The organism is Pseudomonas sp. LBUM1671, assembly GCF_059695685.1.
Window position 1 is genome coordinate 4,663,126 of sequence record NZ_CP166782.1, and the last position, 25,890, is coordinate 4,689,015.

At 58.7% G+C, this 25,890-nt stretch carries 21 protein-coding genes, 4 tRNA genes and 1 riboswitch; of the genes, 6 read left to right on the forward strand and 19 right to left on the reverse strand.

The features are described from left to right. Positions 1-53: 53 nt before the first annotated feature. From ACA060_RS21555 to ACA060_RS21570, 4 genes are all read right to left on the reverse strand, one after another. A complete protein-coding gene (locus ACA060_RS21555) occupies positions 54-1,436 on the reverse strand; it encodes an MFS transporter (RefSeq protein WP_497313068.1) in 1,383 nt (460 codons plus the stop codon). Between the two features lie 70 nt (positions 1,437-1,506). Then, positions 1,507-2,748: a glutamine synthetase family protein gene (locus ACA060_RS21560; protein WP_497318328.1), complete on the reverse strand. Its 1,242-nt coding sequence runs from the start codon at positions 2,746-2,748 to the stop codon at positions 1,507-1,509. A gap of 200 nt (positions 2,749-2,948) precedes the next feature. Further along, on the reverse strand, positions 2,949-3,641 hold the full coding sequence (locus ACA060_RS21565) for a sensor histidine kinase (RefSeq protein ID WP_497313070.1): 693 nt from the start codon (positions 3,639-3,641) through the stop codon (positions 2,949-2,951). Then, entirely contained in the window at positions 3,638-5,242 is a 1,605-nt protein-coding gene (locus ACA060_RS21570; RefSeq protein WP_497313072.1) for a response regulator, read from the reverse strand. Before ACA060_RS21570 ends, ACA060_RS21565 begins: the two co-directional genes overlap by 4 nt. 206 nt (positions 5,243-5,448) lie before the next feature. Between ACA060_RS21570 and ACA060_RS21575 the strand changes: the two genes are divergently transcribed. Next, complete coding sequence (locus ACA060_RS21575) at positions 5,449-9,597, forward strand: CheR family methyltransferase (protein ID WP_497313074.1); 4,149 nt, start codon at positions 5,449-5,451, stop codon at positions 9,595-9,597. Position 9,598: 1 nt separating this feature from the next. Here the strand turns inward: ACA060_RS21575 and ACA060_RS21580 are convergent, their stop codons facing one another. Together ACA060_RS21580 and ACA060_RS21585 are read right to left on the reverse strand one after the other, a co-directional pair. Then, entirely contained in the window at positions 9,599-10,138 is a 540-nt protein-coding gene (locus ACA060_RS21580) for a hypothetical protein (protein ID WP_497313076.1), read from the reverse strand. A gap of 145 nt (positions 10,139-10,283) precedes the next feature. Beyond that, positions 10,284-10,360: transfer RNA gene (locus ACA060_RS21585), tRNA-Arg, on the reverse strand. 290 nt (positions 10,361-10,650) lie between these two features. On the opposite strand from ACA060_RS21585, the gene ACA060_RS21590 reads away from it, so the two are divergent. Then, on the forward strand, positions 10,651-10,884 hold the full coding sequence (locus tag ACA060_RS21590; protein ID WP_109634073.1) for a hypothetical protein: 234 nt from the start codon (positions 10,651-10,653) through the stop codon (positions 10,882-10,884). A 23-nt stretch (positions 10,885-10,907) separates the two neighbouring features. Further along, positions 10,908-11,087: a PA3371 family protein gene (locus ACA060_RS21595; RefSeq protein ID WP_497313078.1), complete on the forward strand. Its 180-nt coding sequence runs from the start codon at positions 10,908-10,910 to the stop codon at positions 11,085-11,087. On the opposite strand, the gene phnN is transcribed toward ACA060_RS21595, so the two are convergent. After that, positions 11,062-11,634: a phosphonate metabolism protein/1,5-bisphosphokinase (PRPP-forming) PhnN gene (gene phnN, locus ACA060_RS21600; protein ID WP_497313080.1), complete on the reverse strand. Its 573-nt coding sequence runs from the start codon at positions 11,632-11,634 to the stop codon at positions 11,062-11,064. The genes ACA060_RS21595 and phnN overlap by 26 nt on opposite strands. 385 nt (positions 11,635-12,019) lie before the next feature. Between phnN and ACA060_RS21605 the strand changes: the two genes are divergently transcribed. Beyond that, entirely contained in the window at positions 12,020-12,346 is a 327-nt protein-coding gene (locus tag ACA060_RS21605; protein WP_003178899.1) for an Arc family DNA-binding protein, read from the forward strand. A 315-nt stretch (positions 12,347-12,661) separates the two neighbouring features. Here ACA060_RS21605 and ACA060_RS21610 read toward each other — a convergent pair whose 3' ends face one another. Continuing rightward, the gene (locus tag ACA060_RS21610) at positions 12,662-13,684 is read right to left on the reverse strand and encodes an IS110 family RNA-guided transposase (protein ID WP_497312317.1); all 1,023 of its coding nucleotides are present in this window, start codon (positions 13,682-13,684) and stop codon (positions 12,662-12,664) included. Positions 13,685-13,800: 116 nt separating this feature from the next. Then, positions 13,801-15,243 (reverse strand): magnesium transporter, encoded by a 1,443-nt coding sequence (gene mgtE / locus ACA060_RS21615; protein WP_109634081.1) that lies wholly within the window; start codon positions 15,241-15,243, stop codon positions 13,801-13,803. Positions 15,244-15,562: 319 nt separating this feature from the next. On the opposite strand from mgtE, the gene ACA060_RS21620 reads away from it, so the two are divergent. Then, positions 15,563-16,081, forward strand: coding sequence for a cell envelope protein SmpA (locus ACA060_RS21620; RefSeq protein ID WP_497313082.1), 519 nt, complete (start codon positions 15,563-15,565; stop codon positions 16,079-16,081). Positions 16,082-16,100: 19 nt separating this feature from the next. Here the strand turns inward: ACA060_RS21620 and ACA060_RS21625 are convergent. From ACA060_RS21625 to ltaE, 7 genes are all read right to left on the reverse strand, one after another. Further along, positions 16,101-16,177: transfer RNA gene (locus ACA060_RS21625), tRNA-Arg, on the reverse strand. Positions 16,178-16,248: 71 nt separating this feature from the next. Continuing rightward, a tRNA-Arg gene (locus tag ACA060_RS21630) sits at positions 16,249-16,325 on the reverse strand. Between the two features lie 107 nt (positions 16,326-16,432). Then, positions 16,433-16,523, reverse strand: a tRNA-Ser gene (locus ACA060_RS21635). Positions 16,524-16,585: 62 nt separating this feature from the next. Next, the gene (csrA, locus tag ACA060_RS21640; RefSeq protein ID WP_003178872.1) at positions 16,586-16,774 is read right to left on the reverse strand and encodes a carbon storage regulator CsrA; all 189 of its coding nucleotides are present in this window, start codon (positions 16,772-16,774) and stop codon (positions 16,586-16,588) included. A gap of 188 nt (positions 16,775-16,962) precedes the next feature. Next, a complete protein-coding gene (locus tag ACA060_RS21645; protein WP_008033100.1) occupies positions 16,963-18,204 on the reverse strand; it encodes an aspartate kinase in 1,242 nt (413 codons plus the stop codon). Positions 18,205-18,295: 91 nt separating this feature from the next. Continuing rightward, positions 18,296-20,920 carry an alanine--tRNA ligase gene (gene alaS / locus ACA060_RS21650; RefSeq protein WP_109634085.1) on the reverse strand — a complete coding sequence of 875 codons (2,625 nt, stop codon included), beginning with the start codon at positions 20,918-20,920 and terminating at the stop codon, positions 18,296-18,298. A gap of 146 nt (positions 20,921-21,066) precedes the next feature. Next, on the reverse strand, positions 21,067-22,071 hold the full coding sequence (ltaE, locus tag ACA060_RS21655) for a low-specificity L-threonine aldolase (protein WP_497313084.1): 1,005 nt from the start codon (positions 22,069-22,071) through the stop codon (positions 21,067-21,069). Between the two features lie 196 nt (positions 22,072-22,267). Beyond that, a riboswitch (FMN riboswitch) is annotated at positions 22,268-22,439 on the forward strand. Positions 22,440-22,541: 102 nt separating this feature from the next. Here ltaE and ACA060_RS21660 point away from each other — a divergent pair. After that, positions 22,542-23,051: a 6,7-dimethyl-8-ribityllumazine synthase gene (locus ACA060_RS21660; protein ID WP_497313086.1), complete on the forward strand. Its 510-nt coding sequence runs from the start codon at positions 22,542-22,544 to the stop codon at positions 23,049-23,051. Positions 23,052-23,172: 121 nt separating this feature from the next. Here the strand turns inward: ACA060_RS21660 and astE are convergent, their stop codons facing one another. From astE to astB, 3 genes are read right to left on the reverse strand one after another with little or no spacing between them, the layout of a single operon-like run. Continuing rightward, on the reverse strand, positions 23,173-24,183 hold the full coding sequence (gene astE / locus ACA060_RS21665; RefSeq protein WP_109634088.1) for a succinylglutamate desuccinylase: 1,011 nt from the start codon (positions 24,181-24,183) through the stop codon (positions 23,173-23,175). 12 nt (positions 24,184-24,195) lie between these two features. Beyond that, on the reverse strand, positions 24,196-24,483 hold the full coding sequence (locus ACA060_RS21670; RefSeq protein ID WP_033056735.1) for a hypothetical protein: 288 nt from the start codon (positions 24,481-24,483) through the stop codon (positions 24,196-24,198). Positions 24,484-24,502: 19 nt separating this feature from the next. Beyond that, positions 24,503-25,849, reverse strand: coding sequence for an N-succinylarginine dihydrolase (astB, locus tag ACA060_RS21675; RefSeq protein ID WP_109634090.1), 1,347 nt, complete (start codon positions 25,847-25,849; stop codon positions 24,503-24,505). Between the last annotated feature and the right edge of the window lie 41 nt (positions 25,850-25,890).

Consider the following 25,890-nt stretch of genomic DNA (forward strand, 5'->3'; position numbering starts at 1 on the left):
CAACAAAAACGGGCAGTCCCTTGCGGTGACTGCCCGTTTTTTTATGCGCCGGTTTAAGGCCTGGCTTCGGTGAAACTCTGCTCGCGACCCGCGTCCGGGTCTTCGGGTGGTGGATCGGTGTCGGGATCCGGTTCGGGTTCAGGTTCAGGTTCAGGTTCCGGCTCAGGGTTGATCGGGTTCTGCATCTGATCCTGTACCACCTGCTCATCGACCCGTGGGTCAAGGCACGCCACCAGCGGCGAACTCGACATGCTGTCCGGCATGGCCACGTGATGCAGTGGCGCATCTTCGACCTGGTGCAGGTTGGTGACCGCTTTCGGGCGAATCCGCCACACCAGCACCAACGCGAAGAAACTGAAGAAGGCATACAACATGTGGCTGCCGAACAGCTTCATCAGGACCCCGGCCACCAACGGCCCGATACTGGCGCCAACGCCGTAGGTCACCAGCAACATCGCGGTCAGGGACACGCGGCGATCACCTTCGACGTGGTCATTGGAAAACGCCACGGCCAGCGGATACAGGCAGAACATCACCAGCGAACAGAAGAACCCGGCGACAAACAGAACCTCCAGCGGCACCTGCTGCATGATGGCCAGCGGCAACGCGGTCAGGGCCAGGACCACCGCAAAGCAGCGGATCAGCAACGCCCGGTCATAACGGTCGGACAGCCAGCCCAACGGCCACTGCACCAGCAGCCCGGCGAAAATGCAGCTACCCATGAACAGACCGACCTGCTCGGTGGATAACCCTTGTTGCGAGGCATACAGCGGCGCCAGACCGTAGAAGGAGCCAATGATCAGCCCCGCCCCCAGCACCGTGCTCAACGACTGCGGCACCCGTTTGATGAAGAACCGCGGTTCCATCGGCGCCGGATGCAAGGGCGCCGGGTGAATCCGCCGGGTCAGTGCCACCGGCACCAGGCACAGCGCGAAGCACAACGCGACCAGCATCAACAGTTCCAGGCCCAGGGCCGGGTGCATGACCAGAATCAACTGACCAAGTACCAACCCCAGATACGAGGCGATCATGTAGCCGCTGAACACCGTACCGCGCTGCGACGCTTCGGCCTGCTCATTGAGCCAGCTTTCGATGACCATGTACTGGCACATCATGCCGAGGCCGACGATCACCCGCAGGAAAATCCAGGCCGGCAGCCAGTCGACCAGGCCGTGGCCCAGCACCGCCGCGCCGACAATCCCGGCGCAGGCCGAATAGGCGCGAATATGCCCGACCCGGGCGATCAGCCGGTGACCGATCTTGCCGCCCAGTACCAGGCCGAAATAGTTGGCCGCCATCAACGCACCGACCCACAGGCTGTCGACGTTATCCGCCGCCAGGCGCAAGCCCAGGTACGTACTCAGCAAGCCTGAACCGATCAACATCATCAGCGAGGCAAAATAAAGCGCTCGAAAAGGTTTCCAGATTTGGCGCATCGGCGTTCCGAGCGGCTCCTTGCGGTGAGAAACGGGCTATCCGAAAAGATAGCCCGAAGACGACAGGTCGTCAGGCCTGGGCGGCCAGGACACGGCGCTCCCAGGGAGTAATTTCATCAAAGAAGCTGGTCAATTCCATGGTCTTCGAAGCGACGTAGCCTTCGATGAACTCCTTGCCAAACAGTTCCTTCGCCAATTGGCTACGTTTCAGACGCTCAAGAGCGGCATGCAAGGTACACGGCAACGAAAGATTATCCGGCACCTCGAATTCGCCCTGGATCGCCTCGCTCGGCTCCAGTTGGTTTTCGATGCCATACAAACCGGCGGCCAGGCTGGCAGCGATCGCCAGGTACGGATTGGCATCGGCCCCCGGCAAGCGGTTCTCGACCCGACGAGCGGCCGGCGAACTGGCGGGAATGCGCAATCCGGCGGCACGATTGTCATGGGACCAGCAGGCGTTGTTCGGCGAGGCAAACGGATGGCACAAGCGCTGATAGGAGTTCACGTTCGGCGCAAACAGCGCGGTGAAATCCGCCATGCCGGACTGCTGGCCACCGATGAAATGACGGAAGGTCGCCGTCGGCTCGCCGGCCTCGTCGCTGAACACGTTACGCCCGCTGCCGATCTCGACGATGCTCTGGTGAATGTGCATCGAACTGCCCGGCGTGTGCGCCAGCGGCTTGGCCATGCACACCACGGTCAAACCGTGCTTGAGCGCGACTTCCTTGAGCAGATGCTTGAACAGGAATGTCTGATCGGCCAGCAACAAAGGATCGCCGTGCAGCAAGTTGATCTCGAACTGACTGACGCCCATCTCGTGCATGAAGGTGTCACGGGGCAAGCCGAGAGCCGCCATGCAGGCGTAGACCTCACTGAAGAACGGCCGCAAGCCATTATTGGAACTGACGCTGAACGCCGAATGACCTTCCTCGCGTCGACCGTCCAGTCCCAGTGGCGGCTGGAACGGTTGCGTCGGGTCGGGATTGGGCGCGAACACGAAGAATTCCAGCTCGGTCGCCACCACTGGCGCCAGACCGAGGGCCGCATAACGGGCGATGACCGCTTTGAGTTGGCCACGGGTCGACAGCTTCGAGCTTTCGCCTGTCAGTTCATCAGCGTCACAAATGGCCAATGCCCGCGGTTGTTGGCTCCAGGGCAAGTGGTGGATGTGCGCCGGGTCCGGCACCAGCGCCAGGTCGCCATCATCACTGCCGTAAAAACGTGCAGGCGGATATCCGCCCATGATGCATTGCAGCAGCACACCCCGCGCCATCTGCAAACGACGTCCTTCGACAAACCCCGCGGCGGTCATGACCTTGCCCCGGGGCACGCCGTTCAAATCCGGCGTAACACATTCAATCTCATCAATGCCCGTCAATCGCTGCGCGAGTGAACCCTGGCCATCGGTTGTCATGACGCAATCCTTTGTAATTGTGCGAGCCGCGAACGGCGACCCGTACAAAATAGGCTCCGCCTGTTCGGAATATCAAGCAGCGTACACAAAAAGAAACGTCAGGGCAGATAGAGGCTGAACACACCGCCGCCCAACGGGCCGCCGTTGCTGATTCGGGTGCGCCCGCCCACGCCATTGCGCTGGTGCAGCGCGGCGATTCGTCCGGCGAAGTACAGGCCCAGGCCGGTGCTGCTACTGCTGTAGTTGATGCCCTGCACATAGTCGGCCTGAAGCTCGATCATCTCGGCCGGGTAACCGTCGCCATCGTCGTTGATGGTCAGCACCAACTCACCGGCCTCGTCGCCGACGCTGATCAACAGCGCCTGACGCGCGTAACGAATGGCGTTGGTGATGGTGTTGGCCAGCACCGAGGCCACCAGCTCCCGGTCAAAGAAGCCCAGCGGGCTCAGCGGGTCAACTTCATAGGTCGCGACAATGCCGCGACTCGCGAACACTTCCTGATGACAGGCCAGCTGCGCTTCGAGGAAGTCATCCAGATCATGGTAGGCCGGCTGCAACGGCAGCTGATTGACGCCCAACTTGTACAGCCCCAACAACTGCACCAACATGCCGTTGAGGTGAGCGAATTCGTACTCGATAACGCCCTGCTCCGGGCTGCGCTGCTCGGGAGCTGGCAAGCGGGCCAGCCATTGGCTGTGAGCCTGCATCAGCATGGCCAGCGAGTTCTTCATGTCGTGCACGGTGGAGGCAATCACCGTCGAGAAATCCAGTGTCGTGTTGTCTTGGCTCATCCGCTGAACGCCTTGATTTTCAGTTTCTGGTAGCGCGGATAACGCGCGTCGGTGTCGGGCATCATGCCGACCAGTTTCAGGCAGCTCCGACATTCATCCAGCTCGGCCGACGGTACGCTGGTGTCCGTGCCGTGCAGCAGCGACTGCGCCATGTTCAGCGCAATACTGATGTTCTTCGGTTGCATGTGCAGGGCCTTGCGAAACACCGCCCGGGCTTCGGCCAGGTTGCCGGTCTTGTACACCTGCACGCCTTGACGGTTGAGTTCGGAGGCCGCGTTGCTCTGGCTGAGGATCGTCGGGTCATCGGTCAGTTTGGCGATGCCTTGCATCACCACCGGGTCGTCACCGTAGATTTCCGCGCAGTTTTTCAGCATCGACGCGCCGGCGCTCGCCTGACCAAGCATTTGCAACTGCTTGGCCACCAGCAGCGCCGCTTCGGCGCTCATGAACTGCTCCATGCCATCGAGGCGCATCATCGCCTGCTCGGTGAGCTTCTCGGCGGTTTCGGCGTCGTTGAGCAACAGGCTGGTGGCTTTCATCAAGCGCGCACGAATCTGCAGGCCAGGGTCGGAAGGATTCTCCTTGGCCACCAGACTGAGGGTCGTGTTGATTTCGAGGCGGGTGCGGGTGTCCAGGCCTTTTTCGCTGCCTTTGCTGATCAACGCGTGGGCCAGGCCCAGGTTGCTTTCGGCATCCTTGAAACGTGACTGCGCGCCCTGGGACACAGCCTGGCGATAAGCCTTGGAGGCCGTGTCGAAATCCTCGTTGGTCATCGCCAATTTGCCCAGCAACGCTTGGCGGCGCACGGCCAGCGGCGACAGGCGAATGGCTTCTTCCAATACTTTCTGCGCGCCCTTGGTATCGCCTTCGACCACCAGCACGTCGGCCATGCCGTCATACAGCGCCGGCATCATCGGAAACACTTTCAGGGCTTTTTCGTAGACGCCCTTGGCCTGACTGACCTGGCCGCGCTTGAACAGCAACTTGCCCAGCCCGGCAAACGCCCACGGCAAGGGACGATCGGCAATGATGCTGTCGTAGAGGCGTTCCAGCGCTTCGTTCTGATTCAGGTCGCGCAAGGCGTCCGCGCGGTAACGCAGGCACAGCGGCGAATAACGGATGTCCTTCTTGCACAGCTCGATGCAGGCATTGAGCACTTCGAGCGGTTTGCCACGATCGAGCGCTTGCAGGATCGGTTTGAGCAGATTCTTGCGTTGTTCCAGACGCTCCAGGCGCTGGGCCAGGCCGGAGCGGTTGAACGGCTTGGTCAGATACGCATCGGGCTCGTGTTCCAGTGCGCTGAGGACCATGGCCTGGCTGGTTTCGGCAGTGACCATGACGAACACGCTTTCATGGCTGATCAGCTTCTCGATCATCAAGTCTTCGAGGACTTGCTGACCGTTCTTCTTGCCGTCGCCAAGGTGGAAATCCTGCAGGATGAAATCGTAGGCCTTCTGCGAACACATGCGCAGCGCCTGCTCCCCGGTGTCCGCAGTGTCGACGTCCTTGACCCCCAGTTCACGCAGCATGGACCTGACGGAACTGCGGAAATCCGAGAAATCATCGACGATCAGAAAACTCTTTTGGTGATACGACAGCATCGAAGATTTCCAGGCAATTTGAGAAGAAGACCATGACCGTTCGGGTTATCGGCCAAGGGTGCCGTTCCCTTGAGAACTCCAGCCCATCAAGTGTCTCTAAATATTTGAAGGTGTTATTGAAAAACGGGATTATCCTGCTTTATTGGAGTGCGTTTATCTCCTCCTGGGCTCAACTCATCCCCCGTTGCCGGTAAAAGGCTGAAGTCATGACCACCACTCCTCCAACCTCCACCAATCCAGAGCGAAAGGCCCTGAGCCCCAGCACACTGGACTTCCCGGTGGTCGGCATTGGTGCGTCGGCGGGTGGTCTACAAGCCATCAAACTGTTTTTCGAGAACATGCCCCACGACAACGGCATGGCCTTCGTGATCATTCTTCACCTGTCGCCTGACCATCAGAGCATCGCGGACAAAATCATCCAGGAGTCGACCCGGATGCCGGTGCTGCAGGTCACCGAAACAGTCGCCATCGAGAAAAACCATGTCTACGTCATCTCACCCGCTCAGCGGCTGACCATGAATGACGGCATGCTTGAAGTCAGCAGCAACGACCCGCGCGAAGGGCGCCATGCCTCGATCGATCTGTTCTTCCGCGATCTGGCCGAAGTCCACCGCGAGCGCGCATTCTGCCTGGTGCTGTCGGGCAGCGGTTCCGATGGCGCAGTCGGTTTGTCACGGATCAAGGAGCACGGCGGCATCACCGTGGCCCAGACGCCGGAAGATGCCGAGTTTGACGGCATGCCCCGCGCCGCCATCGAGACCGGCAATGTCGACTTGGTGTTGCCGGTGGTGGAAATGCCGCAAAAGCTGCTGGAGCTGTGGCAAAACTCCCAGGAAATCAGCTTGCCTACCGCCAATGACCCGGAACTGCAAACCTTCGCCTCCGTGTCCGAGCGTGATGCGATACTCGCCGAACAGATGCTCCACGACATTCTGATCCAGTTGCGTACCGGCACCGGCCATGACTTCAAGCACTACAAACGCGCGACCGTGTTGCGGCGGATCGAGCGGCGGATGCAGGTCACGGCGCAACCCGACCTGGGCGCCTATTTCCGCTACCTGCAAAACAATCCCGAAGAAACCAAGTCCCTACTGGGCGACATGTTGATTGGCGTGACCAACTTCTTCCGCGATCGCGAGGCGTTCGAAGCCCTGGAACGAGACGTGCTGCCGCAACTGGTCAGCGCCGCCGTGTCGGCACAGCCCGAAAAAGAAGAAATCCGCGTCTGGTCCGCCGGCTGCTCCACGGGCGAGGAAGCCTACAGCCTGGCGATGCTGCTCAACGATCAACTGCAACTGGACGCCAGCAAGGCCTCGCTGCAACTGTTCGCCACCGATATCGACGAGCGTGCGATCAGCATCGGCCGAGCCGGCATGTACCCGCAAGCGATCGTCACCGATGTGCCGCCGACGCGCCTGCGGCATTACTTCGTCAAGGAAGACGACCATTACCGGATTCGCAAGGAGATCCGCGAAAAGGTCTTGTTTGCCAAGCACAGCCTGTTATCTGACCCGCCCTTCTCGCAGATCGACCTGATCGTCTGCCGCAATCTGCTGATCTATCTGGATCGCGAAGTACAGCGTGAAATCCTGCAGATGTTCCACTTTGCACTGCGCCCGGGCGGTTTCCTGTTCCTGGGCTCTTCCGAGAGCGCGGACGCTTGCCACGAACTGTTCGCCCCGGTGGACAAACGCAACCGCATCTTCCGCGCCAAGACCGGCACCGCCAACAGCCGACGCACCCCGACCATGCCCCGTGGCGGTTACGTGCGTACCAATATTTCCCGTGAGGCACCGCAAAGCGCGGTGCAGCGCAAATTGTCCTTCGCCGACATTCATCAGCGCGCCCTCGAATGCGCCGCGCCACCTAGCATGATTGTCGACGCCAACGCCGACATCCTGCACATGAGCGAAAGTGCCGGGCGCTTCCTGCGCCACGTGGGCGGTGAATTGTCGCGCAACCTGCTGACGCTGATCCTTCCCGAGTTGCGTCTGGAGATTCGCACTACGCTGTTTCAGGTCCAGCAGAGCGGTTTGGTTGTGAAATCCCGCGCGGTGCCGATCAGCCGTGACAACCGGCGCTACAAGGTCGACCTGATGGCGCAACCTTATAAGGACGAAGAGTCGGACGGCGAGTTTGTCCTGGTGATTTTCGAAGAGGCCGAAGTTGATCCTTCGGAACAGGCCGCCACCACCCTGCTGCAAACTGAAAGCCGGGTGCTGTCCAACCTTGAACGCGAACTGCAACGCACCAAACTGCATTTGCAGGACACCATTGAACAATCGGAAGTCTCCAGCGAAGAGCTCAAGGCTTCTAACGAAGAAATGCAGGCGATCAACGAAGAACTACGCTCGGCCACCGAAGAACTGGAAACCAGCAAGGAAGAACTGCAGGCGATCAACGAAGAGCTGCTGACGGTCAACTACGAGCTGAAAACCAAAGTCGAAGAAACCGACAAGATCAACGACTACCTGACCAACCTGATCGCCTCAACCGACATTGCCACGGTGTTCGTCGACCGCAACATGCGGATCAAATGGTTCACCCCGCGCGCCACGGACATCTTCAGCATGTTGCCGGTGGATACCGGCCGCTCGTTGCTCGACATCACCCATCGCCTGCACTACGACGATCTGGCGGGCGACGCGGCATTGGTCTTTGAATCATTGAACATGATCGAGCGCGAGGTCAGCAGCACCGACAACCGCTGGTACATCGCCCGCCTGCTGCCCTACCGCTCCAGCGAAGACCATATCGACGGCACGGTGCTGACCTTCATCGACATCACCAAACGCCGCGCCGCCGAAGAAGAACTGCGCCTGGGCGAAGAACGCATGCGCCTGGTGGCTGAAAGCACCCGTGATTACGCGATCATCACCCTTGATGAGAAAGGGGTGATCACCAGCTGGAACAAAGGCGCCGAGCTGATCTTCGGCCACAGCAAGACCGAAGCCGAAGGCGCTTACTACGATTTCATTTTCTCGCCGGAAGATCGCGCCGCCGGTGTGCCTGAAAACGAACTGCTGGCCGTGCGCACCCACGGCCGCAACGATGACGAGCGCTGGCACATGCGCAAGGATGGCAGCCGGTTCTTTTGCAGTGGCGAAGTGACCCTGCTCAGCGGCGACAACCTGCAAGGCTACGTGAAGATTGCCCGGGACCTGACCGGCCACAAGCGTCAGCATGAAGCGCAGAGCCAGGAGCTAGCCGAGACCCGCAACACCAATTACCTCAAGGATGAGTTCTTCGCGGTCATGTCCCACGAGCTCAAGCATCCTCTGAACCTGATCCAGCTCAACGCGGAATTGCTGCGACGCCTGCCCGTGACCAAATCCCTGGCGCCCGCCGCCAAGGCCGTGAACACGATCTGCGATGCGGTCAACAGCCAGGCGCGGATCATCGATGACCTGCTGGATGTCGCCCGGGTCCGTACCGGCAAGCTCAAGCTGCAACCGGTAGCCGTCGACCTGGTCAGCGTGCTGCGGGACATCCACACCGTGGTCCTCAACGAGCAGCACGACACCAAGGTCGAGTTGATCGTGCCTTCGCAGCCCTTGATGGTCCGTGCCGACCCGACGCGCCTGGAACAGATCATCTGGAACCTGGTGAACAACGCGCTGAAATTCACCCCGCCCACCGGGCATGTGCAATTGATCGCCAGCCAGGCCGGGAACAAGGTGCGGCTCGATGTCAAAGACGACGGCGCCGGCATCGCTGCCGAGAATCTTGAGCACGTGTTCGACCTGTTTGGGCAGGCCGAAAAGCAACATGCCACGCACAACCGTGAAGGGCTGGGGATTGGTCTTTCGCTGGTTCGTCAATTGACCGAGGCACAACGAGGCACGGTTGAGGTGACCTCACCCGGATTGGGTGCCGGTTGTACGTTCAGCGTCTATTTGCCGCTGGCCAAAACCAATGGTGAAGCTCAAGCCGCCACCCCTGTTGAAGAAGCGGCCGGAAGGTTGAGCGGTTTGACCATCCTGCTGGTCGACGACTCGGCCGAGGTGCTGGAAACCCTGAAGATGCTGCTCGAGATGGAAGACGCGCAAGTGATTGCCTTCGATCGTCCGGTGGCCGCTCTGGACGCCGCAAAAAGCACGCGCTTCGACCTCATCATTTCGGACCTGGGCATGCCGGTCATGAACGGTCACGAGCTGATGAGCGCATTACGCCAGTTGCCGTTGCTCAAGGATGTGCCGGCCATTGCGCTGACGGGCTACGGTGCCAACAGTGACATTCAGAAATCCCGGCAATCGGGCTTTGACCAGCACATTGGCAAACCGGTGTCTTACGATAACCTGATTGAAACCATCGAGGCGTTGCGACGCTCTTCGTGTTTACCGATCGGCAAATGAGTCAGCGCAAATAGGCGCGTTGTACGCTGATGCGGCGGTCAATCGCCTGCCGCAGACGCTCCTTGTGGTCCGCCCAGACCATGGGATCGACTTTGGTGGCGCGCATCAGTTCGAGCATCGCGGCTTTGGCAGCCAGGTATTCCGACCAGGCGTCTTCGGAGCGGATTTTCAAACGCTCACGCTCGGTCATTTCCATGCGCCGCAAGGCCAATGTCGGCTCATCGGTGATCACCGTGCCTAGCGTCAACTGCACCCGGTGCGGCGCGACAAACGCCTGAGTGTCTGCCACCAGCTCCCTCGCCCGCTGAGCGCCCCACTTCAGCGCGATGCAGTAATATTCCTCCGCGCCCCGGTTGTGAAACTCCTCGCAAATTGCCCAGCCACTGTCGGCATAGATGCCGATAAAAACCTGAGTCATGCCCTCTTGGCCAACCCGCGCCTGAACCTCGACCTGCACACCATCGCTGAGGACTTCTTCATGGATGTGGTGAGGTAGCCGGGTGTTGGTCCATAACCAGAAATGTGCGCCTCTGTGTCGCATTGCTTCGCCCCCTCAGTGGTAGGAGGAGTAAGGCACAGCAATGACGGACTTGCCATGTAGATCGTCGGTTGAACGGGCACAAAAAAGCCCCGCGGGAGGATTTCTCCGGCGGGGCTGTTTCTTACAGCGCGAGGCTGAAATCAGATGGTGTCCCAGGGCAGGTTCGAACTGCCAACCTTCCCCTTAGGAGGGGGATGCTCTATCCAATTGAGCTACTGAGACACAGGTCACCCGCAAGAAGTGCGGTGCGAGGGACGGCGTGCATGTTAACGGGCAGGCCTGATTTTGTCATGTCGTCCGTATGGCTTTTTAAGTGTAGGCAGACGCCCTTCTTCGTCGTGGCTTAATTTACCGTGCAAATTGCATCCTCTCAAAATGCCATCATTGCAATTTGCAACGAGCACCCCTCTGGGTAATAAGTTAATTCTTTGTTTTTAAAGGATTTAATAGCCGTTAAACTCTTGGCACGCGGGCTGCTTTAGCTGTTCTCACGAACAACCGAGGTCAGCCTCATGAACAGCGTCCTTTTACTCTCGAATGCGATCGCTCTTACCGTCCTCCTGGGTGGTCATTTTGCCCCCGAGAACGGCGCTGAGCAGATCGCGCATCGGATGCCCCATTACCTCCAGCTGCAAAAAGCCCCGCAATTGGCGGTCATGAACGATCAGCGCGGCTTTGTTGGCCAGGACGTGAACCAGCACAATTACCCGTTGGTATCTCAGTCTTCGGAACGCTTGGTATTTTGAATCACCCCCATCAGGAGCACAGCATGTCCAAATCAGCCGCAGGATGTTTGATCCTTGCCTTACTGAGCGGCATTGTTCATTTGTCATTGGTCCCGGACACGGTCGCTACCCTGCCCCTGATTGCCTGCGGCGTATTCGGTGCGTTATTCGTGCTTGCGCTGATTGTCGGGCGCAAAATCAAGTTCGATCCGGTTTTACGCTGAGCTTCAGCAGGTTCAGAAGATTTTCAACAGTGACCGCCAGTTCGCCAGAATTGTCGAGCCGATGGATCTTCGTGTCACCGAGTGAGTCGTCCGCCGCAAACAGACCGTTGCGGCGCAACCTTGCTTCAATCTCCTCAACGCTCTCCCGACCACGTCGCAGCAAGCGTTCGCGCAGCACTTCATCCTTGACCGTCAACAGCACCGGCAGCAGCGTCGGATAGCGTTGCAGCGCCTCACCCAGGTGACCGCGAGAGCCGTTGACCACTACATGTCGGCCGTCTTTCAGCCAGTGGTCGATCTGGCGCGGAATGCCGTAATCCAGACCGTTGGCGTGCCACGACAGGGCGAAGTCGCCCATTGCCTGGCGTCGCTGGAAGTCTTCACGGGAAACTCCGATGGCGTCTTCACCTACGGATTCAGCCGAGCGCGTGATGACCCGTCGCACCACTTCGCCATTCATCGAGCGTAAAGGCTGTCGAGCCGCTTCGATGAGGCTGTCCTTGCCGGATCCGGAAGGCCCCATCAAGTAAATCAACGTGCCATCCATCCTGAATCACCCTCCTCTGCGGGTCTGCCACTAGTAAATCGGCCATTTGCCACTATCCTGTAGAAGGTAAGGACCAAGGATCGAATCCGCGTAGCATGCACCTTCAGGCGTCTTCGGGCATCACCTGTCGGGCAGAGGACGCGGTCAGCGATGCGGGCAAGGGGCAAAGTTTTCCAACCAGTCCACATTTCTGATAAGCGTGCTGGCATAACGCCTTTACCCAGCGCAATATTTGTCACAGAATTGACGCCAATGATCTGGCTGCTTTGAGGCATGATGCGAGCCTCTATCAATTCAGGTTGAACATTTGGCCAGAGACCTTGTCCTATCAGACATCCTGCGGCCAATCCCGAGAACCGCTCCCCTGAACTAACCGGTTAAATATATGCGCCCATTGAAACAGGCAATTTATTCCAGCCGTACGGCTGACAAGTTCGTCGTACGTCTGCCAGACGGAATGCGTGAACGCATTGCCGAAGTGGCTCGCAATCATCATCGCAGCATGAACTCCGAAATCATTGCGCGCCTTGAGCAGAGTCTTATTCAGGAAGGTGCACTGGGCGAAGAGTTGAGCATGCGCCTGGACAGCCCTGAGCTGTCATTGCACGAACGTGAACTGCTTCAACGCTTCCGCCAACTCTCTCACCGTCAGCAAAATGCTCTTGTTTCGCTGATTGCCCATGACGCCGAAATGGCCGCAGACGCTTCCTGATTCAACCCGAACGCTCAAGCCAGCATAATCGCTGGCTTTTTTTTGCCTGAAATCCGGCAATAAAATGTATGGTCAGCCCATCTCCTGCAACCTCATGGGCTGTTTTCGGTAAAGCTGGCTTGCGCTAATGTATCCGGGCTCATTGTGAGCGTTGCTGCAACAACGCTCGGCCCTCGATGAGTAGCCGCTCCCGACTGTCCTGAAAAAACCCTCAGCCTCTAAAGCTGATTTTATTGCCAGGTTCTCAGTCGGGCCGTTTGCCGTTTACTGTCATCAGTCAGTGACGTCGCAAAAGCCGGTAGTAAAGCTGTACGTTCAAGCGTTCGGATGTGGGTCGTACTGGCCGCCTTTGGCCAGTACCGCCCACACGATTCGCGCCAGTTTGTTCGCCAGCGCGCACGCGACGACATTGGAGTGTCGACGCGTCAGAAGCTCCCGAACCCAAGGCCCAATGGCGTCTTCCCGCTTATCGATATGCTGCATGATGGATCGCGCGCCCTGCACCAGCAGTTGGCGGATGTGCTTGTCGCCTCGCTTGCTGATCCCCAGAAGCACTGTCTTTCCGCCCGTCGAATATTGCCTCGGCACCAGCCCTAGCGAAGCGGCAAAATCGCGTCCACTTCGATAGTTCGACGCATCGCCTACATCGGCCAATACCGCACTGGCGGTGATGGGACCGATGCCAGGAATACTCTGCAAACGACTCCCGGCATCGTCTTCTTTCAACTGTTGCTTCAGATCGGACTCGATGTCCTTGATTTCATCATTCAGCTGTTGAATTTGATGATGGAGACGCATCACTACGCCCTTTAGGCGCAACGGAACCGGGTGCTGCGGGTCGTCCAACAGCGCCGGCACGCGGTGCAACGCAGCGGCACCTATAGGCAGGCTGATCCCGAACTCCAGCAGAAAGCCATGAATCTGGTTGGTCGCGACGGTTCGCTGGCCAATCAAAGATTTACGGACACGATGCAGGGCTGAAAGCGTTTGTTGCTCTGCGGTTTTGATCGAGCAGAAGCGCATCGCGGGGCGGCTCGCCGCCTCGCAAATCGCTTCGGCATCAATGAAGTCGTTTTTGTTGCCTTTGACGAACGGTTTGACGTGCTGCGGGGCGATCAGCTTCACCTCGTGGCCCAATGCACCGATCTGTCGAGCCAGCCAGTGGGCGCCACCGCACGACTCCATCACCACCGTGCAGGCCGGTAACTGGGCCAATGTGCTGAGCAATTGGCCGCGGTTGGTTTTCTTGCGCAATACCTGATGACCTTTGGCGTCCTGGCCATGTAGGTGGAAACTGTGTTTGCCAATGTCGATACCGAGAAGCGTCATCGTGTTCATGAGAGATCCTCCGCCGAAAACGAGAAAAGCCCTGCAAGCGTAAACCTGCAGGGCTTCTCGGTCAGGCTGACCATCTCATTAAACCCGCCGGTTGGCGGGTTTCGAGTAAATGGAAATCAGAGCAGGAAGATCGTCGCCAACCCAAGGAAGATGAAGAACCCGCCGCTGTCAGTCATGGCGGTGATCATCACGCTGGCGCCCATGGCAGGATCGCGCCCGAGCCTCGCCAGCGTCATCGGAATCAAAACACCCATCAACGCCGCCAGCAACAGGTTAAGCGTCATCGCGGCGGTCATCACCACGCCCAGGGACCAACTGCCATAAAGCAGATAGGCCACGACGCCAATCACACCGCCCCAAACCAGGCCATTGATCAAACCGACGACCAACTCTTTACGCATCAGTCGTGACGTATTGCCGGTGCTCACCTGGTCCAGCGCCATGGCTCGAACGATCATGGTGATGGTCTGGTTGCCCGAGTTGCCACCGATACCGGCCACGATCGGCATCAATGCCGCCAGCGCCACCAGTTTTTCGATGGAGCCTTCGAACAGGCCGATCACCCGGGATGCGATAAACGCGGTGATCAGGTTGACCGCCAGCCAGGCCCAACGGTTACGCAGGGATTTCCAGACGGAGGCGAAGATATCTTCTTCTTCGCGCAGACCCGCCATGTTGAGCACTTCGTTCTCGCTCTCTTCACGGATCAGGTCGACCATTTCGTCGATGGTCAGACGGCCGATAAGCTTGCCGTTCTTGTCGACCACAGGCGCCGAGATCAAGTCGTAACGTTCGAACGCCTGAGCGGCGTCGTAGGCGTCCTCGTCCGGGTGAAAACTCACCGGGTCGCTGGCCATGACTTCCGACACCTGTTTTTCAGGGTCGTTGACCAGCAAACGCTTGATCGGCAGCACGCCCTTGAGCACACCGTCGTAATCGACCACAAACAGTTTGTCGGTGTGGCCCGGCAGCTCCTTGAGACGACGCAGGTAACGCAGAACCACTTCGAGACTGACATCCTCACGGATGGTCACCATCTCGAAGTCCATCAGCGCACCGACTTGTTCCTCGTCATAAGACAACGCGGAGCGGACGCGCTCACGCTGTTGACTATCGAGGGTTTCCATCAGCTCGTGGACGACATCTCGCGGCAGCTCGGAAGCCAGGTCAGCAAGTTCGTCGGCATCCATGTCCTTGGCCGCAGCCAGGAGCTCGTGATCGTCCATGTCGGCGATCAGGGTTTCACGAACCGAGTCGGATACTTCGAGGAGGATGTCGCCGTCGCGATCAGCCTTGACCAACTGCCAGAGCGTCAGACGATCGTCCAGCGGCAAGGCTTCAAGAATGTAGGCAACGTCGGCGGAGTGCAGATCATCGAGCTTGCGTTGCAACTCGACGAGGTTTTGCCGGTGAACGAGGTTCTCGACCCGCTCGTGATGCGGACCTTCCTGGCGATGAGTCAGGTCTTCGACCACCCGCTGACGCTGCAGCAGCTCAACGACTTGAGCGAGGCGGTCCTGCAAGCTTTCCTGCGTTTTCTTTACTTCAACTTCGGACATAGGCGAACTCCACTCCCAGCAGCGGGGCACGCCGGAAGGATCAATCAGTCAATTCATGATTGGAAAAACGGGGTACTGAGTAACTACTGGGTAAGTCCATGGAGGTATTCCACAAGCCCCGGCGGGGCTGACGGGCGCAATGATACACCGCCCGACCGTTTTAAACGTTAAAAAATCTTGGCTGAAACAAGCGGTTGCAAGACAAAGCTGAGTGCAGTCCTGACCTCTCCAACTGCGACGACTCATTCTGAAAAGAAAACACACCCTCGTCGAAAAATGTAGCGGCTACCCTGACATGGACCGTCATGGAGGACGTTTAATGCCATCGATCAGCCTTTATTTTTTACTGCTTGCCCTGCTCTGCCTTTCGCCCCGCTTACAAGCCGCCACCATTCACCGTTGCGAAGCAACCGACGGCCGCCTCACCTTCACCACCTTGAGTTGCACGGACGGCGAAAGTCTCTCTCTGCAAGATGTGCGCACCTTCAAACCCGTTAACCCGGTAGCGATGATGCCGGAGGCGGACACTCGGGAAACACCCAGAGCGAAAACCAGAAGGAAGGAACCAACCGTTGTCGGTCAGGCTGAGGACAAGTGTGGAAACCTGATGACTGCCAAGGAACGGCGCGAAGCAATCATCAACCAACGGATCGTCGCCGGCATGACGCAACAGGACGTCGAGAGTGCTCTGGGCAAGCCAGACAAGATCAGTATTCGCAATTCGGCCACGAGCTACCGTTATGACCTCAAGCGAGGTCGCAGCGCACACGTCGAGTTCGATGAGAAAGGATGCACGAAGGGAAAAGCCAAATCCCAGACGGCAAAAAGCCCGCGTTAAACGCGGGCTTTTTGGTGTTTGGTGCACTCGACAGGATTCGAACCTGTGACCGCTCGGTTCGTAGCCGAGTACTCTATCCAGCTGAGCTACGAGTGCATTTGTGTTTTTATACCAGATCACAACTGGTTGGAGCCAAGTTATTCACATTACTGCAAACAACCCTTAAATGGTGCACTCGACAGGATTCGAACCTGTGACCGCTCGGTTCGTAGCCGAGTACTCTATCCAGCTGAGCTACGAGTGCATTTGTTGCCGCGCATTATAGGCCGTCTAATCTCTATGTAAAGCACTTTTTCTAGTAATTTCAAACACTTACCGAAAAAGCCAGATTACAACGTACTACGCAAATAATGGCGGAGAACGGGGGATTCGAACCCCCGACACCCTTTTGAGGTGTACTCCCTTAGCAGGGGAGCGCCTTCGGCCACTCGGCCAGCTCTCCGCAACACGGGGCGTATATTAACCAGCTTCTTCCCCGTTTGCAAACATAAAAAACGATAAAAATTAATGGCTTGGTTCGTCGTCCTTCTCTTTCTTGATCCGCAAGTAAATTTCCTCACGGTGAACCGCAACCTCTTTAGGTGCGTTAACGCCAATACGCACTTGATTTCCTTTAACGCCGAGCACGGTCACGGTGATTTCGCCATCACCAATAATCAGGCTTTCTGCGCACCGACGAGTCAGAATCAGCATACCTTTCTCCTCACGCATTTCATTTCAGGGACAACAGTCTGCAAAAAAAAGGCACTCGACCTACAACCGGAACGATCGCAGCCCTACATGCCTGAGTATTGACCAGCGCGAGCAAAAGAACAGTTCCTGGGTCGCGCTATTCAAAAAAGACAAAGGGCGCGGTCAGACCGCGCCCTTTGGCAAACGCATCACTCGCCCGTTCGGGCCGGTGCGTCCAGTTCGAAAGCCGTGTGCAGAGCGCGCACAGCCAGTTCCAGATACTTCTCTTCGATCACAACGGAGACTTTGATTTCCGACGTCGAGATCATCTGGATGTTGATGCTTTCTTTGGCCAGGGATTCGAACATGCGGCTGGCCACGCCTGCGTGGGAACGCATGCCGACGCCGACGATCGAGACCTTGGCGATCTTGATGTCACCCACGACCTCACGGGCACCGATCTCGCGAGCGGTGTTTTCCAGCACGGTTTGTGCGGCCTGGAAGTCATTGCGGTGCACGGTGAAGGTGAAGTCGGTGGTGTTATCGTGCGCAACGTTCTGCACGATCATGTCGACTTCGATGTTCGCGGCACTGATCGGGCCGAGAATCTTGAATGCAACGCCCGGGGTGTCTGGCACACCACGGATGGTCAGCTTGGCTTCATCGCGATTGAAAGCGATGCCGGAAATGATCGGCTGTTCCATGGTTTCCTCTTCATCAATAGTAATGAGGGTGCCCGGACCCTCCTTGAAGCTGTGCAGTACGCGCAGCGGAACGTTGTACTTGCCGGCGAATTCCACCGCACGGATCTGCAACACCTTGGAACCGAGGCTGGCCATTTCCAGCATCTCTTCGAAGGTAATCTTGTCCAGGCGCTGGGCCACGGACACCACACGCGGGTCGGTGGTGTAGACGCCGTCGACATCGGTGTAGATCTGGCATTCATCAGCCTTCAAGGCTGCTGCCAGCGCCACGCCGGTGGTGTCGGAACCGCCACGACCAAGGGTGGTGATGTTGCCGTGCTCGTCGACGCCCTGGAAACCGGCGACAACAACGACACGACCTGCCTTCAGATCACCGCGAATCTTCTGGTCATCAATCTGCAAGATACGCGCTTTATTGTGCGCGCTGTCCGTCAGAATCCGCACCTGATTGCCTGTGTACGACACCGCCGGCACGCCGCGCTTGATCAGCGCCATGGCCAACAGTGCAATCGTCACCTGCTCGCCCGTGGAGACGATCACATCCAGCTCACGCGGAACCGGTTGGCCGTCGCCACTGATTTGCTTGGCCAGATCGATCAGACGGTTGGTTTCGCCGCTCATTGCAGACAGGACAACCACCAGGTCATCGCCGGCATCGCGGAATTTCTTAACCTTGTCGGCGACCTGCTCGATTCTCTCGACAGTGCCGACGGAGGTGCCTCCAAATTTCTGTACGATCAAAGCCATTTCAAAGCCGCCTCTGCCCATGAAGGGCGCCCAAATAATCACTCAAACAGCGTTCCGGCCCGCCACTAGACTGCGGGCCTGACACCCTGCCTTATAAACCCTGCTCTACAAATGGAACAGTCAGGGCCAGTGCCGCATCCAGTGCGCCAGCGTCAGTACCACCGCCCTGCGCCATGTCTGGACGACCACCGCCCTTCCCGCCCACTGCCGCAGCGGCTTGCTTCATCAAATCACCGGCTTTGAGTTGGCCAGTCAGGTCTTTGGTTACGCCTGCAACCAGAACGACCTTTTCCTCATGGACACTGCCGAGCAGGATCACTGCGCGGCCGAGTTTGTTTTTCAGCTGATCGACCAGCGCCAGCAGCGCCTTGGCGTCCTGACCGTCCAGACGCACGGCCAGCACTTTCACGCCTTTGACGTCCAAGGCAGAGGCCGACAGATCGTCGCCCGCCGCGCTGGCAGCCTTGGCTTGCAACTGCTCGAGTTGCTTCTCCAGCAGACGGTTGCGCTCCAGCACAGCCGACAGCTTGTCGATCAGGTTGTCGCGGCTGCCCTTGACCAGGTTGGCCGCTTCCTTGAGTTGTTCTTCTGCAGCGTTCAAGTAAGCCAGCGCCGCGGCACCGGTGACTGCCTCGATACGACGCACACCAGAAGCCACACCGCCTTCGCTGATGATTTTCAGCAGGCCGATGTCGCCGGTACGGTTGGCGTGGATGCCACCGCACAGCTCGACGGAGAAATCACCGCCCATGCTCAGCACGCGCACGTTGTCGCCGTACTTCTCGCCAAACAGCGCCATGGCGCCTTTTTTCTTGGCGGTTTCGATGTCGGTTTCTTCGGTTTCAACCGCTGAGTTCTTGCGGATCTCGGCGTTGACGATGTCTTCCAGCGCTTTCAATTGCTCAGGCTTGATGGCTTCGAAGTGGCTGAAGTCGAAGCGAAGGCGCTGACTGTCGACCAGCGAGCCTTTCTGCTGAACGTGATCGCCCAGCACTTTACGCAACGCGGCGTGCAGCAAGTGAGTGGCCGAGTGGTTCAGCGAAGTGGCGTGACGTACGTCGGCTTCAACGTGGGTTTCGACCGGCGAACCGATGGTCAGGCTACCAGACGCCAACACACCGTGGTGCAGGAACGCGCCGCCGGTCTTGGTGGTGTCACGCACATCAAAGCGGCCGTTGCCGCCTTGCAGATAACCGCAATCGCCGATCTGGCCGCCGGATTCAGCGTAGAACGGCGTCTGATTGAGAACGACCACGCCCTCTTCGCCTTCGCTGAGTACGTCGACCGCCTGGCCTTCTTTATAGAGGCCAACGACTTTCGCCGAACCGCTGGTGGCTTTGTAACCGGTGAATTCGGTGGCCACATCAACCTTGACCAGGCTGTTGTAGTCCATGCCGAAGGAGCTGGCGGAACGGGCACGGACGCGCTGGGCTTCCATTTCGCGCTCGAAACCTTCTTCGTCGATGGTCAGGCTGCGCTCGCGAGCGATGTCGCCGGTCAGGTCCATCGGGAAGCCATAGGTGTCGTAGAGTTTGAACACCACGTCGCCCGGCACCACGTCGCCTTTGAGTTCGGCCAGATCCTGTTCGAGGATTTTCAGGCCCTGCTCCAGAGTCTTGGCGAACTGCTCTTCTTCGGCTTTCAGGACGCGTTCGATGTGCGCCTGCTGGGATTTCAGCTCAGGGAAGGCTTCGCCCATTTCGGCGACCAGTGCCGCGACGATCTGGTAGAAGAAGCTGCCCTTGGCGCCCAGTTTGTTGCCGTGACGGCAGGCGCGGCGGATGATCCGGCGCAGCACATAACCGCGGCCTTCGTTGGACGGCAGCACGCCATCGGCAATCAGGAAGCCGCAGGAACGAATGTGGTCAGCCACGACTTTCAGGGAAGCCTGAGCGTCGTTGGTGCAGCCGATGGCCTTGGCCGATGCGGTCAGCAGGCTCTGGAACAGGTCGATTTCATAGTTCGAGTGAACGTGCTGCAGCACGGCACTGATCCGCTCCAGGCCCATGCCGGTGTCGACCGACGGTGCTGGCAGCGGGTGCAACACGCCGTCGGCGGTGCGGTTGAACTGCATGAACACGTTGTTCCAGATCTCGATGTAACGGTCGCCGTCTTCTTCCGGCGAGCCCGGCGGGCCACCCCAGATGTCGGCGCCGTGATCGTAGAAGATCTCGGTGCAAGGACCGCACGGGCCGGTATCGCCCATGGTCCAGAAGTTATCGGAAGCGTATGGCGCGCCCTTGTTGTCACCGATGCGAACCATGCGCTCGGCCGGAACCCCGATTTCCTTGGTCCAGATGTCGTACGCCTCATCATCGCTGGCGTAGACGGTGACCCAGAGCTTTTCCTTTGGCAGGTTCAGCCACTTGTCGGAGGTCAGGAAGTTCCAGGCGTAGGTGATCGCATCGCGCTTGAAGTAATCACCGAAGCTGAAGTTACCCAGCATTTCGAAGAAGGTGTGGTGACGGGCGGTATAACCGACGTTTTCCAGGTCGTTGTGCTTGCCGCCGGCGCGCACGCATTTCTGGCTGGAGACAGCGCGGGTGTACGCGCGCTTTTCCTGGCCCAGGAAGCAGTCCTTGAACTGGTTCATCCCCGCGTTAGTGAACAGCAGGGTTGGGTCGTTGCCCGGAATCAAAGAGCTGGAGGCTACACGGGTGTGGCCTTGCTCTTCGAAGAAGCGAAGGAAGGCTTCACGGATTTCTGCGCTTTTCATTAGGTTCTTCCACGGAGGCTGCGGCCAAAGGCCTGTGCGAAACGTCAACAGACGAAGCGACGGCAAAGGGCCGCATTATATCGGCCCAGCGCGCGGGGTACAGCGTGTTTATACGATAGAAACGGTCAATTGGACCGCCAAGGCGATCAGTTGCGAGAAAAGTCGACGAATGTCGCCACGACTTGTTCGATTTGAGCGCGGTTGACGTCCATGTGCGTGACCATGCGCAGACGTCCGGCAGCACTCAGTTTGATCCCGCGCTCGGCCGCAAAAGCCTTGATCGCCTCAGCCTTGTCGCCCATGTTCACGTACACCATGTTGGTCTGCACCGGCTCGACTTCGTAACCGGCCTTTTGCAGTTCATCGGCCAGAAATTGCGCATTGGCATGATCGTCGGCCAGACGCTGAACGTTGTTATCCAGCGCATAGAGCCCCGCCGCCGCCAACAGACCCGCCTGGCGCATGCCGCCACCGACCATCTTGCGCAGGCGGCGTGCCTTGCCGATCAACTCCGCCGAGCCGCACAACACCGAACCGATCGGCGCGCCCAGGCCTTTGGACAGGCAGACCGAGACCGAATCGAAGTGTTGAGTGATCTCGCGGGCATCGACACCCAGTTTGACGGCTGCGTTGTAGAGACGAGCGCCATCCAGGTGCAGCTGCAAACCATGCGCACGAGTAAAGCTGCGCGCCCGGGCGAGATATTCCAGCGGCAGCACTTTGCCCTGCATGGTGTTTTCCAGCGCCAGCAACCGCGTACGGGCGAAATGGAAGTCGTCCGGTTTGATCGCGGCAGCGACGTGTGCCAGGTCCAGCGAACCATCGGCCTGTACTTCCAGCGGTTGCGGCTGGATCGAACCGAGGACCGCCGCGCCGCCACCTTCGTACTTATAGGTGTGTGCCTGCTGGCCGACGATGTATTCGTCACCGCGTTCGCAATGGGCCATCAGGCCCAGCAGGTTGCTCATGGTGCCTGTCGGCACGAACAACGCAGCGGCAAAACCCAGCCGTTTTGCCAGTTCCGCTTCCAGACGATTGACCGTCGGATCTTCGCCATAGACGTCGTCACCGGTGGCCGCACTGGCCATCGCGTCAAGCATCCCGGCGGTCGGTTGGGTAACGGTGTCGCTGCGAAGATCGATAACGCTCATGAATCTGGCCTCGTTAAGCAGGGGAAAATCCCTTTCAGTCAGGATTACTGCGGCCATGAGGACGATTAATCAACCCCAGGCGAAGGAAAAGACGCGTCAAGCGAACGAAAAAGTCGATAGCAATCATCAGATAGCAGCAATGCACGGCTCGGAAATATGTGTTAAAAACGCTTCGCCGCCAGACAAACTGGCGGCAAAACGTTCTCAGGGCGGGGTGCAACTCCCCACCGGCGGTAATTGCGCGCAATGCGCATAGCCCGCGAGCGCTTGGTGACAGACATGGCTTCGGTGGTGTCTGGCGACAAGGTCAGCAGACCCGGTGTGATCCCGGGGCCGACGGTCATAGTCCGGATGAAGAGAGAACGGGATTGGCGCCAAAGGGCCGTCCGCGGGCATTCGTGCGAGCGTGCGCACCCTTAAATCCCATTCGATTCATATGCCCTGTTTTTTACATAAACAGGAGTCAGAACATGCAACCCACCGCAATCGATAGCAAAAGCAAAAACCATCAGGGCGAGCGCGTTGCGTTCATCCAGGCCTGCTGGCACAAGGAAATCGTCGATCAAAGCCGTAAGGGCTTCGTTGCCGAAATGATTGCCCAGGGTTATCAGGAGTCCGACATCGATTTCTTCGAAGTCGGCGGCGCCTTTGAAATTCCACTGCACGCCAAGCTGCTGGCCAAGTCCGGTCGTTACGCTGGCATCGTCGCGGCCGGCCTGGTGGTCGACGGCGGCATCTACCGTCATGAATTCGTCGCCCAATCGGTGATCAGCGGCCTGATGCAGGTTCAGCTGGAAACCGAAGTGCCGATGTTCTCTGTGGTTTTGACCCCGCACCACTTCCACGCTGGCGAAGAGCACCAGAAGTTCTTCTTCGAGCATTTCGTGCATAAAGGTCAGGAAGCGGCGAAGACGTGCGCGGATACGCTGCACAAGATGCGGGCGTTGCGTCGCAGCGAGCCCCGCGCGGTAGCCGTCTAAACACCGGCCATAACTGTGGGAGCTAGCCTGCTGGCGATAGCGGAGTGTCAGTCGATAACCAGGGTGACTGACACATTGCAATCGCTAGCAGGCTAGCTCCCACATTTGTTCTGTGTTGGATTCAGGCGAGGTTTTCGTCGGTGGTCGGCACGATCAGGATGCCGGCGCGCAAGCCGTTCTTGACCTTGGGGTTCGGGAAGATGATCCGGGCGCCCTTCTCTTCGATGATCCAGCGAGTCTGGGCAATGTCTTCGGCCAGTACGTAACCCACGTCCAACTCCGAAAAGTTCTCGATGTCCGCCGGCAGGTTCAGGCGGAAGCTGTCGCTATGCTTGATGATTTCCCGCGCCACGCTGAACAACTGCAAACCGTCCAGGCATTCTTCAGTCACCGCTGGCTCGGTACCTTCAATGATCTGCTGGAGGCGGGTCTCAAGCAGCGAGACGTTCACACCGTCGTTCTGCCCGAACGGCCGCGCCTTGCCCAGTTCAAGGGTGAAAGACTCGGCCCCAAGCTTGTCGTAGGTGTAAGAGCTGAACACGATCGACGGCTTGTTCTGCAACAGCACCGCTTCCATGCCGGCAGCACGTAAGCGGGCCAGTTCCAGGCGCGAATGCTGGCGCCCTTCTTTCCACGGATACAACGCGAACTGTTCGATTTTCGAACCGCGTATCGCCGTGTGCAGATCGTAGTGCAGACGCCCACGATCCGGCAGGCTGAAAAAACTCGCCGCCAACCGCTCCAGTTCACAGGCGCGCAGGGCTTCGGAACCGCTGGTTTGTTCGTGACGGCCGTTGAACAGCCGATTGACGTCCTGCTCGACGAAACGCTCGCCTTTGCGAATCGCTTCCGGGTTGCCGAACAGGAACAGAATACGTGCGCGCGGCTTCAAGTCGCCGCGGGCAATGTCATGCAACAGGCGATCGAGCAGCTCGATCGGCGCTGTTTCGTTGCCGTGGATACCGGCCGACAGCAGCAGGTCCAGGCCGTTATCACGAGCCTCAGGTGGCCGGACTTCCAGCGCACCTTCGCTCAACCAGCGCATGCGCACGCCTTCGACAGTCAGTTGAGTCTTCTCCGCCGGTTCGCGGCCGGCGAGGGTCAGTTCAAGCAGTTTGCCGAGGGCGAGCATAGAGCGGTTTCCTTAGTGGTCGTGTGCGCAATCCGGGCCGTGCACGTGGTCTTCGTCGCCGACTTCAGCCGGTTCCATTTCCAGTTGCAGACTTACCAGATTAGTCGCCAATGGGCGCAGCAGCAGGTTTGCGTATTCGGCGTCACCTTCTTCGACGTCCACGCCGATCAGCAGCTGGCCACGGCCGTCCTGCTGGATCCACAGCTCTTTGCCTTGCCACATGACCGCGACGCGGGTGCAGGAGGTTTCCAGTTGCGTGCCGTCGGTGTCTTCAAGGATCAGCTGCAGGGTATCGCTCATGTTTTTACGCTCTCGACGTTCAATTGATCTGGAAGGGATAAACCGCGCCCAGTTTAAGGATTTGCGTCAGTTCATCCAGTGCCGTCCGGCACTCAAGCAGCAACTGCGGGTCCGCGAGATCGTTTTCGGTCATGCGGTCGCGGTAGTGCTTGTCGACCCATTCGGTCAACGTGCCGTACAACGGTGCCGTCATGATAACCCCTGGGTTGACGGCCGCCAGTTCGGTTTCGTTGAGCGCGACGCGCAGTCGCAGGCAAGCCGGGCCACCGCCGTTCTGCATGCTCTGCTTCAAATCGAAGACTTTCACTTCACGGATCAGGCCGCCGGAGCTGGTCAAACCTTGCAGGTACTGCCAGACACGCTCATTGCCACGGCACTCTTCCGGCACGATCAACAGCATCGAACCGTCAGGACGGGTCAGCAACTGGCTATTGAACAGGTAGGAACGAACGGCGTCTTCCACGGTGACGGCGGAACGCGGTACGCAGATTGACTGAAATTTCCCACCAAATTTTGCGAGTTTGCCCTGCAATTCAGCGAGCATCTGCTCGGTGTCGAGGAATGCGTCCTCGTGATAGAACAGCACCTCGCCGTTACCCACCGCGATCACGTCGTTGTGGAACACGCCCTGATCGATCACCGAAGGGTTCTGCTGGGCGTAGACCACGCCGTCATCGCTCAAGCCGTGCAGGCGAGCAACGGCTTGCGAGGCTTCGAGGGTCTGGCGCGCCGGGTATTTCTGCGGTGCCGGGTAGCGGTTGTCGAACGCACTGCGACCGAACACGAAAAACTCGACGCCGGCCTCACCGTATTCACGGCAGAAACGGGTGTGGTTGGCCGCGCCTTCGTCGCCGAACTGCGCCACCGCCGGCAATGCGGCGTGGTGAGCGAAGTGCTTCTGGTCAGCGAACATTGCCCCCAGCACGCGGCTGGTGGTCGGGTGTTCGATGCTGCGGTGGTATTTGCAGTTGAGGTTGGCGGCGGTGAAATGCACGCGACCGTCGGCAGTGTCGGCACTTGGGCTGACCGTGGCGGCGTTAGCCACCCACATGCTCGACGCCGAGCAACTGGCGACCAGCAACGGCATCGCGTCTTTCGCGGCTTGCTCGATCACTTGCGCGTCGGTACCGCTGAAACCCAGGCGGCGCAGGGCTGCAACGTCCGGGCGCTCCTGGGGTGCCAGGATGCCTTGCTGAAAGCCCATTTCCATCAGCGCTTTCATCTTCGCCAGGCCTTGCAGCGCGGCTTCCTTCGGGTTCGAAGACTGCTGGCTGTTGCTCTGGGAGGCGACGTTGCCGTAGGACAAACCGCCGTAGTTATGGGTCGGCCCCACTAGACCGTCAAAATTGACTTCATAGGATTTCATCAGCGAGGCTCCACGAGAATCTGTTGTTATGGCTTGAGTAA